At 59.1% G+C, this 14,153-nt stretch carries 17 protein-coding genes; 7 read left to right on the top strand and 10 right to left on the bottom strand.

Translation table 11 applies throughout. The features are described 5' to 3' along the window. The first annotated feature begins 108 nt into the window (after nt 1-108). Nucleotides 109-756, top strand: coding sequence for a Hint domain-containing protein (locus BDE40_RS12315; RefSeq protein WP_134014935.1), 648 nt, complete (start codon nt 109-111; stop codon nt 754-756). On the opposite strand, the gene BDE40_RS12310 is transcribed toward BDE40_RS12315, so the two are convergent. Beyond that, on the bottom strand, nt 753-1,127 hold the full coding sequence (locus BDE40_RS12310; RefSeq protein WP_425462399.1) for a hypothetical protein: 375 nt from the start codon (nt 1,125-1,127) through the stop codon (nt 753-755). The genes BDE40_RS12315 and BDE40_RS12310 overlap by 4 nt on opposite strands. Continuing rightward, on the bottom strand, nt 1,127-1,954 hold the full coding sequence (gene dapD / locus BDE40_RS12305; RefSeq protein WP_134014931.1) for a 2,3,4,5-tetrahydropyridine-2,6-dicarboxylate N-succinyltransferase: 828 nt from the start codon (nt 1,952-1,954) through the stop codon (nt 1,127-1,129). The genes BDE40_RS12310 and dapD overlap by 1 nt, the downstream gene beginning before the upstream one ends. 88 nt (nt 1,955-2,042) lie before the next feature. Between dapD and BDE40_RS12300 the strand changes: the two genes are divergently transcribed. Together BDE40_RS12300 and BDE40_RS12295 are read left to right on the top strand one after the other, a co-directional pair. Then, nucleotides 2,043-2,843, top strand: a complete 801-nt coding sequence (locus BDE40_RS12300) for an LOG family protein (protein ID WP_134014929.1) — start codon at nt 2,043-2,045, stop codon at nt 2,841-2,843. A gap of 51 nt (nt 2,844-2,894) precedes the next feature. Further along, on the top strand, nt 2,895-3,356 hold the full coding sequence (locus tag BDE40_RS12295) for a GNAT family N-acetyltransferase (protein ID WP_134014927.1): 462 nt from the start codon (nt 2,895-2,897) through the stop codon (nt 3,354-3,356). Nucleotides 3,357-3,382: 26 nt separating this feature from the next. Here the strand turns inward: BDE40_RS12295 and BDE40_RS12290 are convergent, their stop codons facing one another. The 4 genes from BDE40_RS12290 to BDE40_RS12275 all read right to left on the bottom strand — a co-directional run bounded on the left by BDE40_RS12290 (nt 3,383) and on the right by BDE40_RS12275 (nt 7,130). Beyond that, nucleotides 3,383-4,267 (bottom strand): esterase-like activity of phytase family protein, encoded by an 885-nt coding sequence (locus BDE40_RS12290; protein ID WP_134014925.1) that lies wholly within the window; start codon nt 4,265-4,267, stop codon nt 3,383-3,385. Beyond that, nucleotides 4,240-5,070 (bottom strand): penicillin-insensitive murein endopeptidase, encoded by an 831-nt coding sequence (mepA, locus tag BDE40_RS12285; RefSeq protein WP_425462404.1) that lies wholly within the window; start codon nt 5,068-5,070, stop codon nt 4,240-4,242. The genes BDE40_RS12290 and mepA overlap by 28 nt, the downstream gene beginning before the upstream one ends. 26 nt (nt 5,071-5,096) lie before the next feature. Beyond that, nucleotides 5,097-6,500 (bottom strand): MFS transporter, encoded by a 1,404-nt coding sequence (locus BDE40_RS12280; protein WP_134014921.1) that lies wholly within the window; start codon nt 6,498-6,500, stop codon nt 5,097-5,099. A 102-nt stretch (nt 6,501-6,602) separates the two neighbouring features. Continuing rightward, the gene (locus BDE40_RS12275) at nt 6,603-7,130 is read right to left on the bottom strand and encodes an acyl-CoA thioesterase (protein ID WP_134014919.1); all 528 of its coding nucleotides are present in this window, start codon (nt 7,128-7,130) and stop codon (nt 6,603-6,605) included. Nucleotides 7,131-7,257: 127 nt separating this feature from the next. On the opposite strand from BDE40_RS12275, the gene BDE40_RS12270 reads away from it, so the two are divergent. Next, nucleotides 7,258-7,545, top strand: coding sequence for a YggT family protein (locus BDE40_RS12270; protein ID WP_134014917.1), 288 nt, complete (start codon nt 7,258-7,260; stop codon nt 7,543-7,545). 9 nt (nt 7,546-7,554) lie between these two features. On the opposite strand, the gene msrA is transcribed toward BDE40_RS12270, so the two are convergent. The 3 genes from msrA to BDE40_RS12255 all read right to left on the bottom strand — a co-directional run bounded on the left by msrA (nt 7,555) and on the right by BDE40_RS12255 (nt 10,456). Further along, on the bottom strand, nt 7,555-8,130 hold the full coding sequence (gene msrA / locus BDE40_RS12265) for a peptide-methionine (S)-S-oxide reductase MsrA (protein ID WP_134015951.1): 576 nt from the start codon (nt 8,128-8,130) through the stop codon (nt 7,555-7,557). 199 nt (nt 8,131-8,329) lie between these two features. Continuing rightward, the gene (locus BDE40_RS12260) at nt 8,330-9,391 is read right to left on the bottom strand and encodes a M48 family metallopeptidase (RefSeq protein WP_134014915.1); all 1,062 of its coding nucleotides are present in this window, start codon (nt 9,389-9,391) and stop codon (nt 8,330-8,332) included. Beyond that, entirely contained in the window at nt 9,392-10,456 is a 1,065-nt protein-coding gene (locus BDE40_RS12255) for a YjgN family protein (RefSeq protein WP_134014913.1), read from the bottom strand. A 131-nt stretch (nt 10,457-10,587) separates the two neighbouring features. On the opposite strand from BDE40_RS12255, the gene BDE40_RS12250 reads away from it, so the two are divergent. The 3 genes from BDE40_RS12250 to BDE40_RS12240 all read left to right on the top strand — a co-directional run bounded on the left by BDE40_RS12250 (nt 10,588) and on the right by BDE40_RS12240 (nt 12,846). Beyond that, nucleotides 10,588-11,496, top strand: coding sequence for a D-amino acid aminotransferase (locus BDE40_RS12250; RefSeq protein ID WP_134014912.1), 909 nt, complete (start codon nt 10,588-10,590; stop codon nt 11,494-11,496). Beyond that, on the top strand, nt 11,493-12,194 hold the full coding sequence (locus tag BDE40_RS12245) for a sulfotransferase-like domain-containing protein (RefSeq protein ID WP_134014909.1): 702 nt from the start codon (nt 11,493-11,495) through the stop codon (nt 12,192-12,194). Before BDE40_RS12250 ends, BDE40_RS12245 begins: the two co-directional genes overlap by 4 nt. Before the next feature lie 235 nt (nt 12,195-12,429). Beyond that, nucleotides 12,430-12,846 (top strand): DUF7282 domain-containing protein, encoded by a 417-nt coding sequence (locus BDE40_RS12240; RefSeq protein WP_134014907.1) that lies wholly within the window; start codon nt 12,430-12,432, stop codon nt 12,844-12,846. Nucleotides 12,847-12,905: 59 nt separating this feature from the next. Here BDE40_RS12240 and BDE40_RS12235 read toward each other — a convergent pair whose 3' ends face one another. Beyond that, the gene (locus BDE40_RS12235; RefSeq protein ID WP_134014905.1) at nt 12,906-14,132 is read right to left on the bottom strand and encodes an argininosuccinate synthase; all 1,227 of its coding nucleotides are present in this window, start codon (nt 14,130-14,132) and stop codon (nt 12,906-12,908) included. Between the last annotated feature and the right edge of the window lie 21 nt (nt 14,133-14,153).

The following is a 14,153-nucleotide window of genomic DNA, read 5'->3' as shown; positions in this document are numbered from 1 at the left end:
CTTGGTTATTCCTCGGAATGATCACGGCCCTTTCACGCTTTTGGCGCGGATGACCGATACTCAACATACATCCAAAGACCTTTTTGGTCGTGTGTGGGGTAATAGGTAATGAGACAAATCGCGTTAAAAATAAACGGGCACGAAGCCATACTGGGCCGTGAGGAGCTGTTGGAAACAGTCGCTTTACGCGCCAACGGCCGCGTCGCCAACGATGTGGGTCTCAAGCCCGCGTCCTCCAACATCAACGATTTGCCAGAAGCGCCCGCGAATACCGGCATGATGGCCGATACACGTATCGCAACACCCACAGGACCTCGTCGCATCGACGAATTGTCTGCCGGCGATACAGTGCTGGACGCGCGAGGCCGCGAAGCAAAAATCCGCCACGTTCTGAAAACCGACGCGCCGCGCAACTCGTTCCTCATGCGCGCACCGTATTTCGGGTTGGACCACGATGTGGTCCTCGCCCCCGATCAAAAGATCGTCGTCACATCCGATATCGCTGAATACCTGTTTGGCGAAGAAACGGTGATCATGCCGGTTTGGGCACTGGCCGATGGCCGCAAGGTCGGCCACTACGAGACCCGCTCGACCGACCGGATGTATCAGCTACAGCTGGACACACCCGAGCCGATGGCCATTGGCCGTTGCGCGGTATCCGCCTTGTATAAGGACGGGGCAACACAAGGCCGCGTGCTCAGCGATGAAGAAGCCCGCTGCTTCGCGACCGAGCACCGCGTCGGCTTCCACAACTAGGCGTCACCTTCGTAAAACGCGGTGGTTTGCGCCACGACGACAGAGTTCTCGTCAAGCGCCCGCTGCATCAATGCGCGCTCTTCTTCTTCGATGTCATGCCCTTCCGCCAGCCGGTCATCCAGCGAGCCGTAGCCCGTGACGTCCAGCGGGGCCAACCCAGCTTGCTTCATCAGCGCCACAGTTTCACGCACTGCTTCCGCCTCGTCCACGCCGCTGGCATAGCACATCAGCGCGGCACCTGACGCCGCATCCGGCAGCCCGTCTTCCTCCTTCCGGCCAACTTCGACCAGAAGGGTGAACACTTTATGCTGCTTCTTGGGCTTATCCTTAACCATCAGCCGCTCATGCGCCTCCGTCCAAAGCTCTGCCATTAGTCACGCAGCAACTCGTTGATGCCAGTCTTGGACCGTGTGCGCGCATCCACGCGCTTCACGATCACGGCGCAATACAGGTTCACGCCATTCTTCGACGGCATGGAGCCCGCGACAACCACGGAATACGGCGGCACTTCGCCATACATCACTTCGCCGGTTTCGCGGTCCACGATCTTGGTCGACTGGCCGATAAACACGCCCATCCCCAGCACCGAGCCTTCGCGCACGATGCAGCCCTCGACCACTTCGGAGCGAGCTCCGATAAAGCAGTTGTCCTCGATGATCGTCGGGCCAGCTTGCATCGGCTCCAACACGCCGCCGATACCGACACCACCGGATAGGTGCACGTTCTTGCCGATCTGTGCGCAGGAGCCAACTGTGGCCCATGTATCAACCATGGTGCCTTCATCGACATACGCGCCAAGGTTTACGAAGGATGGCATCAGCACCACGCCCGGCGCGATAAACGCGGATTTGCGCACGATGCAGTTCGGAACAGCACGGAAGCCCGCCGCTTTCCACTGGTTGTCGCCCCAGCCTTTGAACTTGCTATCAACCTTATCCCACCAGCCCGCACCCTGCGGCCCGCCGTCTTGCTGTTCCATATCCTTGATGCGGAAGCCCAGCAGCACGGCCTTCTTGGCCCACTGATTCACATGCCACGACCCGTCACCCTGCTTCTCGGCAACACGCAGTTTACCGCTATCCAAAGCGTTCAACGTATCTTCGATTGCGTCACGTGTTTCACCCGTGGTCGATGGCGTAATGGTGTCGCGGGCCTCCCATGCGGCTTCGATGGCGGTCTCTAGCTGAGCGTTGGACATGGTAGGATTCCCTCAATCGTGTCTGGTTTCAAAACTTGAACGCCTATAGACCGAAACGACGCACCCGCGCAATGAAGAGGCAGACATTATGAGAGACCACCGCAAGCACCCCATGCGCCACTCCCGTCAGGACATGGAGGAGGTCAAACAGATTCCCGACACGCCGCAGACACGATCCCCTGCTTACGAACTGGCGTTCACCGATAATGACTTCATGTGCCGCGAAGAGCTGCGCCCCGTACGCCTGCAGCTGGAATTGCTGAAGCCGCAACTGATGATGGACGAGGCCGGAATTGTCTCGACCGTCGTTCTGTTCGGCGGCGCGCGCATCCCCGAGCCTGCCAAGAAGGACACCGCCCGCACCGAAACGCTGGCCGAGCTGTCCAAATACTACGACGAGGCCCGCAAGTTCGCGCACTTGATGACCGAACGCTCTGATGGCAATCACAACGTGATCTGCACCGGCGGCGGCCCCGGTGTCATGGAGGCCGGCAGCCGCGGCGCACTGGAGGCTGGCGGACGCTCCGTCGGCCTCAACATCGTGTTGCCGCACGAGCAGGCCCCGAACGAATACGTCACGCCCGAGCTGTGTTTCAACTTCCACTATTTCGCCATCCGCAAAATGCACTTCCTGATGCGCGCCTGCGCGATCACCGTCTTCCCCGGCGGCTTCGGCACTTTGGATGAAACCTTCGAGGCGCTGACCCTGATCCAGACCGGTCGCATGTCCCCCGTACCCTTCGTGCTGTTCGGCGAGGCGTTCTGGCGCAAGATCATCAACTGGGAGGCACTTTTGGATGCAGGCACCATTGGCGCTGACGACTTGGACCTGTTCCACTTCGTCGAGACTGCCGAGGAGGCCATCGCCGTCATCGACGCGCACAAGTAAAGCGCATCAAGCAGTTTTGCTTTTGTAATGATACCTAGAAACGATTGACCAATGAAAATAAGAGCAACACGGAAAGACGACACAGCCGACTTGCAGGCGGTGCTTGTTGGCGCCGAGCTTTTCCCAAGTGAAATGCTGCCCGACATGATGAGCGGCTTTCTATCCGATGACGAAAGTTCCGATATCTGGCTAACCTGCGAAGCGAACGGCAAGGCCGTGGGCTTCTGCTACGCCGCTCCGGAAGAGCTTGCAGAGGGTGCGTGGAACATGCTCGCAATCGCAGTCCTGCCGACTGAACAAGGCAGTGGCTGCGGTGGCGCCATCGCAAAACATCTTGAGGCCGAGCTTAAGAAGCGCGGACAGCGCATCTTGATCGCGGACACATCAGGGGCGGATGACTTTGCAAAGACACGCGAGTTCTACCGCAAGAACGGCTATGCCGAAGAAGCACGCATCAGGGATTTCTGGGCGGCAGGAGACGATAAAATTGTGTTTTGGAAGTCGCTCGCTTGACCTCAAGAATCACGCGTTGACACGCCTCACTGCACCAACCGGTACTCCACCAACTCGGTGCGCTGGAAAAACTTGAAGTTGTCGTCCGAGATCATCGTAACGCGGATCGCCCCCTCGGGCGTGGCCCAAACGGCAATGCCTTCCAGATTATCATGCGTGCCAGCGGTCGTGCGCAGCAGCTCGCGCTCGTCGGTCAGCGCGTTGCGGCTCAGCTTGAAGCTGCGCACCCGGCTGGCAAAACCGCTTAGACCGACCAGCTCCCGTTCCAGCAGATACAGCCGCCCGTCCGGCCCGAAATCCGCGCCAACCGGCAAGAACCCGTCGCGACGCGGGATGCTCAGCGTGCGATCCCATCGCCCGCCACGATAGCGATACACCGGAAACGGCCGGTTCAGATCGCCGGAGCGTTCCGGCATCGTATACAGCACACCCGCATTGTCGATCGCCAGTGCTTCAAGGGACGAATTGCTTTGCAGGGACTCGCGCCAAGGTAGGTCCGGCAATGGCCTGCCCACGCCTCCTACGCTGTCATAGGCTACGACCCGATGCGTCCCCTCATAGGACACATAGATCGTCCCGCCGGGCGACACCGCCAACCCCTCCGCATCAGAGCGATAGCTTCGCCAAGGCATACCGTCTGCGTTCAACAACGGCATAAACCGCAGGTTGTCCAAGCCGCGAATGCGGTTGCCATCGCGCAGGATACGCCCCTCGGCAATCATGCCCTTGTCGGAGGTTGTGATGAAACCCACACCATTCCGGCTCACCTCAAGCGAGGAGAAACCGCCGAAGCCATCGACAGCATTCTTCCAGCCATACCTGCTGACAAACTCCAGCGATTGCGCATAGGCAATCCCCGCAGAAAGCCCGAGGGCGGCGAGTGCTAGTTGGAGTTCAGAACGCCAACGCATGCTTTTGGTAGATCAGCTAGCCGCAATTCGCGCCGCTTCTTCGCTTTCGGCGGGTTCTTCGGCGGGGGTGGCGGGTTCAGGATGTTGTTGACCCATTGCTGGGCGTCTGCGCAGCCGTCACCAGCGGGCGGCGGGTCTTGGTTCACGCAACCGCGCGACCCTTTCGGGCAGCTTAGCCGCACATGGAAATGGTAGTGATGCCCCCACCAAGGCCTGATTTTGCGCAGCCATGCCCGCTTGCGCTTGCTTTTGGCCTTCTCGTCCTTGCACATCTGCACCTTCGCGCCGGGGAACACGAAAATCCGCGCCACCCGCGGGTCACTCGCGGCGGCTTTCAGGATTTCATGATGCGCGCGGGTCCATTTGTCGTTCACAAAAGCTCCGCCCGCACGCCGCATGGAGATGGCGGAAATATTTTCGCGCTGGTTGCGGTTCAGGTTCACACGCCCCACCGGATTCATCCAGATATCGGCGTCCAGCCCCAGTTGGTGGCTGCGGTGCCCCGTCAGCATCGGCCCGCCACGCGGCTGCGAGAAGTCGCCGAAATACAGCCCCTTCCAGCCCTGCTTCACGGCAACGCGGCTCAGCTTCTGGCTGAAATCAATCAATTCGGGATGGCCCCAATTGCGATTGCGGGACAGGCGCATGGACTGCCATGTCGGGCCGGTCTCAGGCATTTGCACCAAACCGGCAGCGCATCCTTTGGCGTAAGAGCCGAAGGCGGCAGCTTGTTGAGCAGAGCCATCTCTCTTGGCTCCAAAATACTGCTTTGCAAGTTTCTCCGCGCTGGCAGGCAAGGTCATGCAGACCGCCGCCAATGCCGCAACTATCAGGTGCCGGAATCCCATACTGATGCGTCCTCTCCGTCTGGTTTCACCCAGAGTAACAGGACCAGCCCCAAAAGGAAGAGCCCGATGAGCGGGGTAACGCCAATTCTCTGCGACCCGGACAATGTGGTGAACAGCGCGATCAAGCCCGGCGCAAGGAACGACGTCGCCTTGCCCGCCAGCGCATACAAGCCAAAGGCCTCGGTCATGCGGTTCGGGTTGGCCTGCCGGACCATCATCGTGCGGGACGCGGATTGGATCGTGCCACCTGCGGCCCCGACAAGAATACCCGCCAGATAAAACGCGATGTCGGACGCGGTGCGGCCTGCAATCACGCCCTCGTCCAGAACCGCAACGCCGAATATCGAGGTCGGCGTAATCATCACAATCGAAATCGCCGCAATAATTAGCGCAATGATCGACACCAGAATAACTGGCTTGGGTCCGAAACGGCTGTCAGCTCGACCGCCCAGGTAGGCCGCTATGGCCCCGCCAATCACCGCGAGAATACCGAAGACGCCAACATCCACAACGCTCCAGCCCAGAACCCCGACAGCATAGACACCGCCGAAGGTATACATGCCGTTCAATGCGTCGCGGTACAGCATCGAAGACGCCAGATAGTTCGCAAGGCTCGGGCTTTTTGGTAGCCGTTTTATGGTGCGGCCCAAGCTGCGCAGGCCCGCCGCGATAACACCCTTCGTGCGGGCAGGGCGATCTTTCGAGTCCCGCACCCAAATATAGAACGGCACCATGAACAGAATGAACCATATTGCCGAGAAAACGCCGACAAAGCGCGTCCCTTCACGCTGCTCTGAATCGAGCCCGCCCAAGGGCGACAATCCGATCAGGGTGCGGCCTTCGCTGTTTTCCGCCAAAAACAGCAGGGCGAAAACCAAGGCCAGCAAACCGCCCCAATATCCCATCGCCCAGCCCGAACCGGAAATGCGCCCGATTTCCTCGCGCGTGCCCAAATCCGGTAGCATAGCGTTGGTAAAGATCGTGGCAAACTCCATCCCGATGAGCCCGACAATAAACAGTCCCATAACCAAAGGCAGGCTGAAACCTTGCGGGTCGGCGTGCCAAGTGCCAGCCGCGCCAATGACGTAAAGCACTGAAAAGACCCAAATATAGGGAAGTTTGCGCCCGGTGCTGTCAGCGACGGCACCAAGGACAGGCGCCGACAGTGCGATCAGCAGGCCAGAGATCGTCAGAACCCAGCCCCACATGCTTTGGGCGCTTGCTTTGGCAAGGTCCACCTCCATGCCGTCAGCCACATATTGCGCGGTTACCAGCTCTGCAAAATAGGGGCCAAAAATGAATGTCAGCAACAGTGTATTGTACGGCTGGGAAGCCCAGTCGAACATAAACCATCCCCAAATGCGCTTCTTGGCAGAGGTCGCCATACTTACAAATTTCCCAGCACTGATGCATTGACCTAGGGCTATCTAAGCACACGAAGCAAGGAATAACTTACCTCAAAAAGTGACCTCGACGTCACTTCAGGGCTAGAATGGCGGCCACGGACGCAACGCTTCGGCTTCGGTCCATGCCTTGATCCACGCTGGCACCTCCGGGGCCTCCATCTTCAGATCAAGCGCCTCCATGACCGTTTGCGGGGACACGATCCCGCCTTTGCCCGTCACCGCCGAGCGGTACAAAATATGCGATGTCGCCTCGCCGCGCACGCGCATCGATTGCTCCAGATACAGGAACTTGTCGTCCCAGCACACCGCGCGGGACCGCATCTCGATCCGGTCGAACATCCGCACACGGCGACGGTAGCGCACTGACGCCCCCGCCATGGTCAGCCCCCAGCGATGCTCTTTCAGCGCTTTTATCAGGCCAACCCGCCCCGCCAAGGGCAACCGCCCCATGTCGTAAAGGGTCAGCGTCCGCCCATTATTCAGCTCCCGCCACAGGTCCAAATCCCACGGCCAGCAAATATGGTGGGACACATGGGTATCCAGCGGCCCCAGCGGCGGGTCGTTGCGATGGCGGAAGAACTGGAAAATCAGGCGTGGTATCGGGTACATGAAGGCTCCTTGGTTGCGCCGACACATGCCCTACTGGGTGGCAGCGTCAACCAAGACATCGCGTCACACCTTGCGCGCAGGCCGCGCGACGCTTACCTACTTCGCAACCTTTGACCGGAGCACCCGAATGACCAGCCTTTTTCAAATCCTGATGTTGCTACTTGGTGTGGTCCGCACGGTGATCATCATCCACTTCATCATGAGCTGGCTGATCAGCTTCGGGGTATTGAACATGCGCCAGCCTATCGTCGCCCAAATCTGGGACGGGCTGAACCGCCTGTTGGAGCCGCTATACGGCCCCATCCGCCGCATGTTGCCGCAAATGGGCGGGCTGGATCTTAGCCCTGTTGTGGCGCTACTGGGCATTTACGCGTTGCAGATCATCCTGACCAACAACGCGGCACTTTTCTACTAATCCAGTCGCTTAGTTGGTGAACGGCGCGGAACTGCCCCAAAGCTGTTTCACCCGTTGGTCGCGCCCGCACGCATTGCGGTACTTCTTGTAGGCCTTGGCTTTTGATTGCGGTCCGAAACGGGTCAGTATCAACTTGTCCTGCTTATAGTAGTCCTGATGGTACTCATCCGCCGGAAAGAACGGTTTTGCGTCCAGAATGGGCGTCACAATCTTTTGCCCCAACTCTTTCTCGGCGGCGGCTTTCGCGGCTTCGGCAGCTTCGCGGTCCGGTCGGTTCGTCACAAAAATCGCGGTGGAGTAGCTTTCGCCACGGTCACAAAACTGCCCGCCCGCATCCGTGGGATCAATCGAGCGGAAGAACAAATCGTAGAGCTTGCGCGCCGAAATCTTGGACGGGTCATAGTCGATCTGCACCGCCTCCAGATGTCCGGTGCCACCTGCCACAACCTGTTTGTAGGTCGGGCTGGCCACTTTACCGCCTGTAAAGCCTGACACGGCCTCGCTCACCCCTGCGACGGACTCAAAGTCGGATTCAACGCACCAGAAGCATCCCCCCGCGACGGTAATCTCCGCCGCTTTCGCCATGTTTGGTTGGGCGGAAATACCTGCCAGAACGGCAAGTCCAAGTCCCGTCAGATACCAGCGTGTGCGTTTGAAATGTGTCAAGGTGCCACTCCCGTGCAAGGTCGTTTTGAATTCGCTGTGGGGCAATCTGCTGCGCCCACTTGTCAAACTCAACCAAACTTGCCGTGATTGGTTCCATCAGACTAAAACGTCTTCGTGATCAAAGCCTGTCGATATAGGCGTCGATGGCCTTCACCCGCTCCGCGCTGGACGGGTGGGTGGACTGCCATTGGGGTGGCTCCTGGTCGCCATATTCTTCGTCCAGCTTCTCGAAAAACAGCTTCAGCCCCGCCGGATCAAAGCCGGAGGCATCCGACAGGGACAGGCCGAACTCGTCCGCCGAGGTCTCCTGCGCACGGCTGAATGACAGGGACAACAGCACGTTCCCTTCCAGCACCACATCTTCCAGAATGGGCCCGACATCGCCTGCCAGAAAGGCAATCAGGATATACATGCTCAACGACCGGTAGATCCGTTTTAGCCCGTGTTGCTCGACCACATGCCCGATCTCGTGGCCCAATACACCGGCCATCACATTCGCATCGGGAAAGTCTTTCACGAACGCATCGGTCATCACCATCGTCCCACCCGGCAGCGCAAAAGCGTTTGGCCCCATGCCAGGCATGTCGCGGAACAGCAACTGGAAGCTGTGCTCGTCCTGCACATCTTGTGGCAGCGACTGGACCAGCCGGCGATACACTTTGTTGACGTCGGCCTTTTGCGCATCCGTCAGCCGCGATGGCTCCGCCATGGTGAAGTCGATTGTTTGTAAGGTGCCCACGTCGATCTGCTCGATCACGGCAGGCGGGGTGAAGGCGATGGCGACCGAGGCCATGATGTCCAGCCCGTAGCGCCACATCACCCAAGCCGCGGCAAGGCACACGGCGACCACACCAATCAGGCGTGCGTTAAAGCTCTCGTAATGGTGCAACAGCGACCCTCGGGTTTTGCCCGTCAGCGCCTCGATGGCGTCGTGGTCAGTGGTCTCGAAAACGGCGCCGTCAGGGAAGGTCACCTTGCGCGGCGCGGTGCCCAAAGGCGGGTCGACCCGTAGGTCCGACAGATAAGCGCTGGCAAGAACCGCACGTTCGTCGTTCTGAATATCGACCCAAAGGTCTTCGCCCCCTTCGCGCGTCAAAAGACGTGCGGGTTGGCGGTAAGAGGAACGCGCCGCATAGGCATGGCCGCGAAGGCCCCGAAGTTGCGGCGCGTCCCCCATCATTTAAATCGGCAAGCCGACGTCGATGCCTTCGAGGTCCGTATAGGCATCCCCGAGTGCGCCGCCAGCTTCCTGCTGCTGGGTCACGAAGTCATCCATGGAGCCACCCGGAATGAAGCCGGTATGCGCCGCCAGATACCGCGCCATGCGGACCTGCGCCCATGGCAGCATCAAGAATAGCGTGAACACCACGACGATCATGTTCGTCACGGCCAGCCACAACAGTTGTGGCGCTGTTACGTTGGAGGCAAAAGCATGTCCGCCTTCCAGAGTTGTGTTGTTGTAAACCGCGTTGCGAACCAGCGCCTGATAGAGGAACGCCGCTGGCAAGAAGGCCACGAAGAACAACAGATAGAACAGGCCCATGACTTTCATGGCTTGCTCTGGCGCACGGTCGGCATTGTCCATCGCATAGGCAAACTCGTTGAAGCTGAAGCCGGTGACGACGACGCCAACCAAGCCAACAACGATGATCCACGCAATCGCGACAAGGAACGCTTTGTAGAACGGGCCCAGGCCAACCTCCATGTTGAACCGCGCTTGGCCCAGCTTGTGGTTGTCGATCGAGAAACGCTTCACTGCGCGGTCCAAAATCGGGAAGGTTGTATAAAGCGTCAGGGCGGTCAGGATCGGATAGACAATGAATGTCAGGAACGCCTGCCCGACGGTGCCCACAAACCCGAACCGCACATTCGAGAAACTGGACATGCGCGCGTTGAAGATCATCGAGCGTACGATCAGCCACGGGAAGATGAACAGAAGCCCGATCAGCAGCAGAAGGCCCAAGATGGGCAGAACTGCGGTAATGATCTGGAACACGATCACAGCCCCGATGACGATCAGGCGACCGATCAGGATTTGCTTGCCGGTGGCGTGGTAGTCGAAATTGCGCCCTTCGACATAGGTGTGGTTGTAGAAATACTTCTTGGTCCGGACCTTCGCCCAAGCCGAGTAGATGCCAATCGTCACGATGCTCAACAGCAGATTAACGATCCAGATACCGAACCACTCCTTGGCGTTTCCGGTAAAATCAAAGGGCTTCGCACCCTGTGGTAAACTCTCACTCATTGTAAATTCCCTCTGTTCAATGAAATTGGTTTTTTCAAACCTAATAAACAAGCCCGAGTCGTTTGTGAATCCTAAGAATTCCACTGGCCCAAACTTAAAATTCAGGCTCTATGTCGATGTAGGAGGCCCCAATGACAGATCACCAGACCACACACCAAGCCGAAGAAGACGCCCGCAACGACAAGATATTGATCTATGTCGACGGCGAGCTGAAACCCAAAGCCGAGGCTACGGTCTCTGTCTATGATAGCGGCTTCATGCTGGGCGACGGCGTCTGGGAAGGGCTACGGTTGTATAATGGCACATGGGCTTTTCTGGACGAACATGTCGACCGCCTTTTCGAGGCTGCCAAAGCCATCGACCTTGATATCGGCATGGACCGCGCGGGCGTCATCGCCGCCCTTGAGCTGACCCGCGATGCCAACGGCATGGTTACCGACACACATGCCCGCCTGATGGTGACCCGCGGTGTAAAGCACCGCCCGTTCCAGCATCCTGCTTTGTCCCGTTCCGGCCCGACCTTCGTGATCATCATGGAGCATTCCCAGCCGAAGCTGCCCCGCCCGATCCGCTTGGCCACCGTCCCGCATTTGCGCGGCTTGCCGATGACGCAAGACCCGAAGCTGAATTCGCACAGCAAGCTGAACTGCATCCTCGCCTGCATCGCCGCCGAAAAGGCTGGCGCGGACGAGGCGTTGATGCTGGACGTCAATGGCTTCGTGAACACCACCAACGCGTGCAACTTCTTTGTGGTGAAGAAGGGGGCCGTTTGGACCTCGACCGGTGACTATTGCATGAACGGGATCACCCGCCAGAAGGTCATCGACCTGTGCCATGCAAATGGTATCCCCTGTTACGAGCGGAATTTCTCGCTGGTCGATACCTATTCCGCCGACGAGGCCTTCCTGACTGGCACCTTCGGCGCGCAAACACCTGTGTCGGAAATCGACGGTCGCCAGATCGGCACCGGCGAGCTTGGGCCTATCACCACCCGCCTGCGCGCTCTTTATAAAGAACTGGTAGAAAGCCAAACCAAATGAAGATCGCCATGTGGTCAGGCCCCCGCAATCTGTCGACAGCGATGATGTATAGCTTCGGCAACCGCCCCGACTTCGAGGCGGTGGACGAACCCTTCTATGGCGCTTACCTGCACGCGACGGGGATCAAACACCCGATGGGCGCGGAGGTCATTGCCTCGCAAGACACCGACCCCGCCAAGGTCGCCGACGCCTGTGCGGCGGAGCCCGCGCAACACCGCTACATGAAGCACATGCCGCATCACATGCTGGACGGTGTCCCGCTGGACTGGACGCAGGATTGCGTCAACGTCCACCTGATCCGCCACCCTGCCCGCGTGATCGCCAGCTACGCCGCCAAGCGCGAGAACCCGACGCTGGAAGACATTGGCTACCCGCAGCAAACCGCGCTGTATGAAAAAATTGGCGGCTTGGTGATCGACAGTCACGACATCCGTGAAGACCCCGAGGCCGCGTTGCGCGTCTTGTGCGACGCTATCGGCCTACCGTTTTCCGACGCGATGCTGCACTGGCCCGCCGGCCCCAAGCCTTTTGACGGGGTTTGGGCATCGCATTGGTACGGCGCGGTTCACCGCTCCACCGGCTTCGCGGGGCCGGAAGGGGCGCTGCCGAAACTGGACGGGGAAGCGGCGGAATTGTGCGAAAAAGCCCTGCCGCATTACGAAGCGCTGAAAGCGCGAAAACTGCTAATCGCATCATAAATGGCGGGTTTTTGATTTGATTGGGTTTACGGTTCTTCAACACCTGTAAACGCAAAACAGGAAAACCCAGCCAGATCAGCCGAAGAAAGTTAACGCAAAAATATCCAAGGTAACCCATGGGTTACCTACCATTTTCACCTTTTTTTCAACTCCGGTGAAACTTCCTAACTGCTGGATACGTGTCTCCAAGCACATCCCCCATAACGGGGGAGCTGAGCTTAAGGAGTTACGACACATGAAATTCTTCATCGCTACAACCGCCGCCGCCCTGATGATCACAGGGGCCGCGCTGGCCGATGGTCACGCCCCGACCCCAAGCGTCACCGCCATGGATCAGGACGTCTCCAACGGCATCGTTTCCGCCGATGCCGTCACCGCTGGCGTCAACGGCTGGCTGGTCGTTCACCGCACCGACGCCGACATGAAACCCGGCCCGGTGGTCGGCTACGCCCCCCTGCGCATGGGTGACAACGCAGACGTCGCCGCCATCCTGCAAGAGCCTGTTGCCTCTGGCGATATGCTGATGCTGATGGTCCACGCGGAAGAAGGCGGCATGCAAACCGGCGTCTTCGAATACACTTTGGGTGCCAAAGAAGACGGCCCGATCAAGCCGGACGGCAAACTGGTGATGCAGGTCATCAAGGCCAAGTAAAGTTAGTGCGGTAGCGAGTGCACGAGTAGGACGGCGCCCTCAACAGGGCGCCGTTTTGGCTATTTCTTAAGGCGCTTGTCGCGGGCTGCCAGCAGCTTCAACCGCAGCGCGTTCAACTGGATGAAACCAGCCGCGTCCTTCTGGTCATAAGCGCCCGCGTCTTCCTCGAACGTCACATGCGCTTCGGAATAGAGCGAGTGATCCGACCACCGCGCCACAGTCCGCGCCAAGCCTTTGTAGAGCTTCAGGCGCACGGTGCCGGTGACATGTTCCTGAGACTTGTCGATCAGCGCTTGCAGCATTTCGCGCTCTGGCGAGAACCAGAAGCCGTTATAGATCAGCTCTGCGTATTTCGGCATCAGCTCGTCTTTCAGGTGCGCCGCGCCCCGATCCAGCGTGATCGACTCGATCCCGCGATGGGCTTCCAGCAGCAATGTGCCGCCCGGTGTCTCGTAAACGCCGCGCGACTTCATGCCAACGAAGCGGCCTTCGACCAGATCAAGACGGCCGCAACCATGCTTGCCACCCAGCTCGTTCAGTTTGGTCAGGATCGTCGCGGGGCTCATCGCCTCGCCGTTGATCGACACCGCGTCACCGCGCTCAAAGCCGACTTCCACGAATTCCGGCTCGTTCGGCGCGTCTTCGGGGTTCACCGTGCGCTGATAGACGTAATCGGGTGCCTCGTCGGCGGGATCTTCCAGCACTTTGCCCTCGGAGGACGTATGCAGCAGGTTCGCATCCACCGAGAACGGCGCTTCGCCGCGTTTGTCCTTGGCGATCGGTATCTGGTTCTGCTCGGCAAATTCCAGCAGCTTGGTGCGGGACGACAAATCCCATTCCCGCCAAGGTGCGATCACCTTGATGTCGGGGTTCAGCGCATAGGCGGCCAGCTCGAACCGCACTTGGTCGTTGCCTTTGCCCGTCGCGCCATGCGCCACGGCGTCAGCGCCAGTTTCGGCGGCGATCTCGACCAGACGCTTGGATATCAGCGGTCGGGCAATCGATGTACCCAGCAGGTACAGGCCCTCATAAACCGCATTGGCGCGGAACATCGGGAAGACGAAATCCCGCACGAATTCCTCGCGCACGTCTTCAATGTAGATGTTTTCCGGTGCGATCCCCAGCAGCTCGGCTTTCTTGCGGGCTGGCTCCAGCTCCTCGCCCTGACCCAGATCGGCGGTAAAAGTCACCACCTCGCAGCCGTATTCGGTTTGCAGCCATTTCAGAATGATCGAGGTATCAAGACCGCCAGAATAGGCGAGAACTACTTTTTTGGGGGCGGACATTGGGCGTCTCCGGCTGAGGCT

This window comes from Litoreibacter halocynthiae, from assembly GCF_004365635.1.
GTDB classification, from domain to species: domain Bacteria; phylum Pseudomonadota; class Alphaproteobacteria; order Rhodobacterales; family Rhodobacteraceae; genus Litoreibacter; species Litoreibacter halocynthiae.
This window is presented reverse-complemented; position numbering and strand designations above follow the sequence as displayed.

Excerpts from the sequence above, each read along its gene's own strand:
- BDE40_RS12235 (WP_134014905.1), bottom strand. The coding sequence starts at position 14,132 with ATGTCCGCCCCCAAAAAAGTAGTTCTCGCCTATTCTGGCGGTCTTGAT.
- BDE40_RS12310 (WP_425462399.1), bottom strand. The coding sequence starts at position 1,127 with ATGGCAGAGCTTTGGACGGAGGCGCATGAGCGGCTGATGGTTAAGGAT.
- BDE40_RS12290 (WP_134014925.1), bottom strand. The coding sequence starts at position 4,267 with ATGCGTTGGCGTTCTGAACTCCAACTAGCACTCGCCGCCCTCGGGCTT.
- BDE40_RS12300 (WP_134014929.1), top strand. The coding sequence starts at position 2,043 with ATGAGAGACCACCGCAAGCACCCCATGCGCCACTCCCGTCAGGACATG.
- BDE40_RS12295 (WP_134014927.1), top strand. The coding sequence starts at position 2,895 with ATGAAAATAAGAGCAACACGGAAAGACGACACAGCCGACTTGCAGGCG.
- mepA (WP_425462404.1), bottom strand. The coding sequence starts at position 5,070 with ATGACCTTGCCTGCCAGCGCGGAGAAACTTGCAAAGCAGTATTTTGGA.
- BDE40_RS12240 (WP_134014907.1), top strand. The coding sequence starts at position 12,430 with ATGAAATTCTTCATCGCTACAACCGCCGCCGCCCTGATGATCACAGGG.
- BDE40_RS12280 (WP_134014921.1), bottom strand. The coding sequence starts at position 6,500 with ATGGCGACCTCTGCCAAGAAGCGCATTTGGGGATGGTTTATGTTCGAC.
- BDE40_RS12250 (WP_134014912.1), top strand. The coding sequence starts at position 10,588 with ATGACAGATCACCAGACCACACACCAAGCCGAAGAAGACGCCCGCAAC.
- BDE40_RS12255 (WP_134014913.1), bottom strand. The coding sequence starts at position 10,456 with ATGAGTGAGAGTTTACCACAGGGTGCGAAGCCCTTTGATTTTACCGGA.
- BDE40_RS12260 (WP_134014915.1), bottom strand. The coding sequence starts at position 9,391 with ATGATGGGGGACGCGCCGCAACTTCGGGGCCTTCGCGGCCATGCCTAT.
- BDE40_RS12270 (WP_134014917.1), top strand. The coding sequence starts at position 7,258 with ATGACCAGCCTTTTTCAAATCCTGATGTTGCTACTTGGTGTGGTCCGC.
- BDE40_RS12245 (WP_134014909.1), top strand. The coding sequence starts at position 11,493 with ATGAAGATCGCCATGTGGTCAGGCCCCCGCAATCTGTCGACAGCGATG.
- msrA (WP_134015951.1), bottom strand. The coding sequence starts at position 8,130 with ATGGCGAAAGCGGCGGAGATTACCGTCGCGGGGGGATGCTTCTGGTGC.
- BDE40_RS12315 (WP_134014935.1), top strand. The coding sequence starts at position 109 with ATGAGACAAATCGCGTTAAAAATAAACGGGCACGAAGCCATACTGGGC.
- BDE40_RS12275 (WP_134014919.1), bottom strand. The coding sequence starts at position 7,130 with ATGTACCCGATACCACGCCTGATTTTCCAGTTCTTCCGCCATCGCAAC.
- dapD (WP_134014931.1), bottom strand. The coding sequence starts at position 1,954 with ATGTCCAACGCTCAGCTAGAGACCGCCATCGAAGCCGCATGGGAGGCC.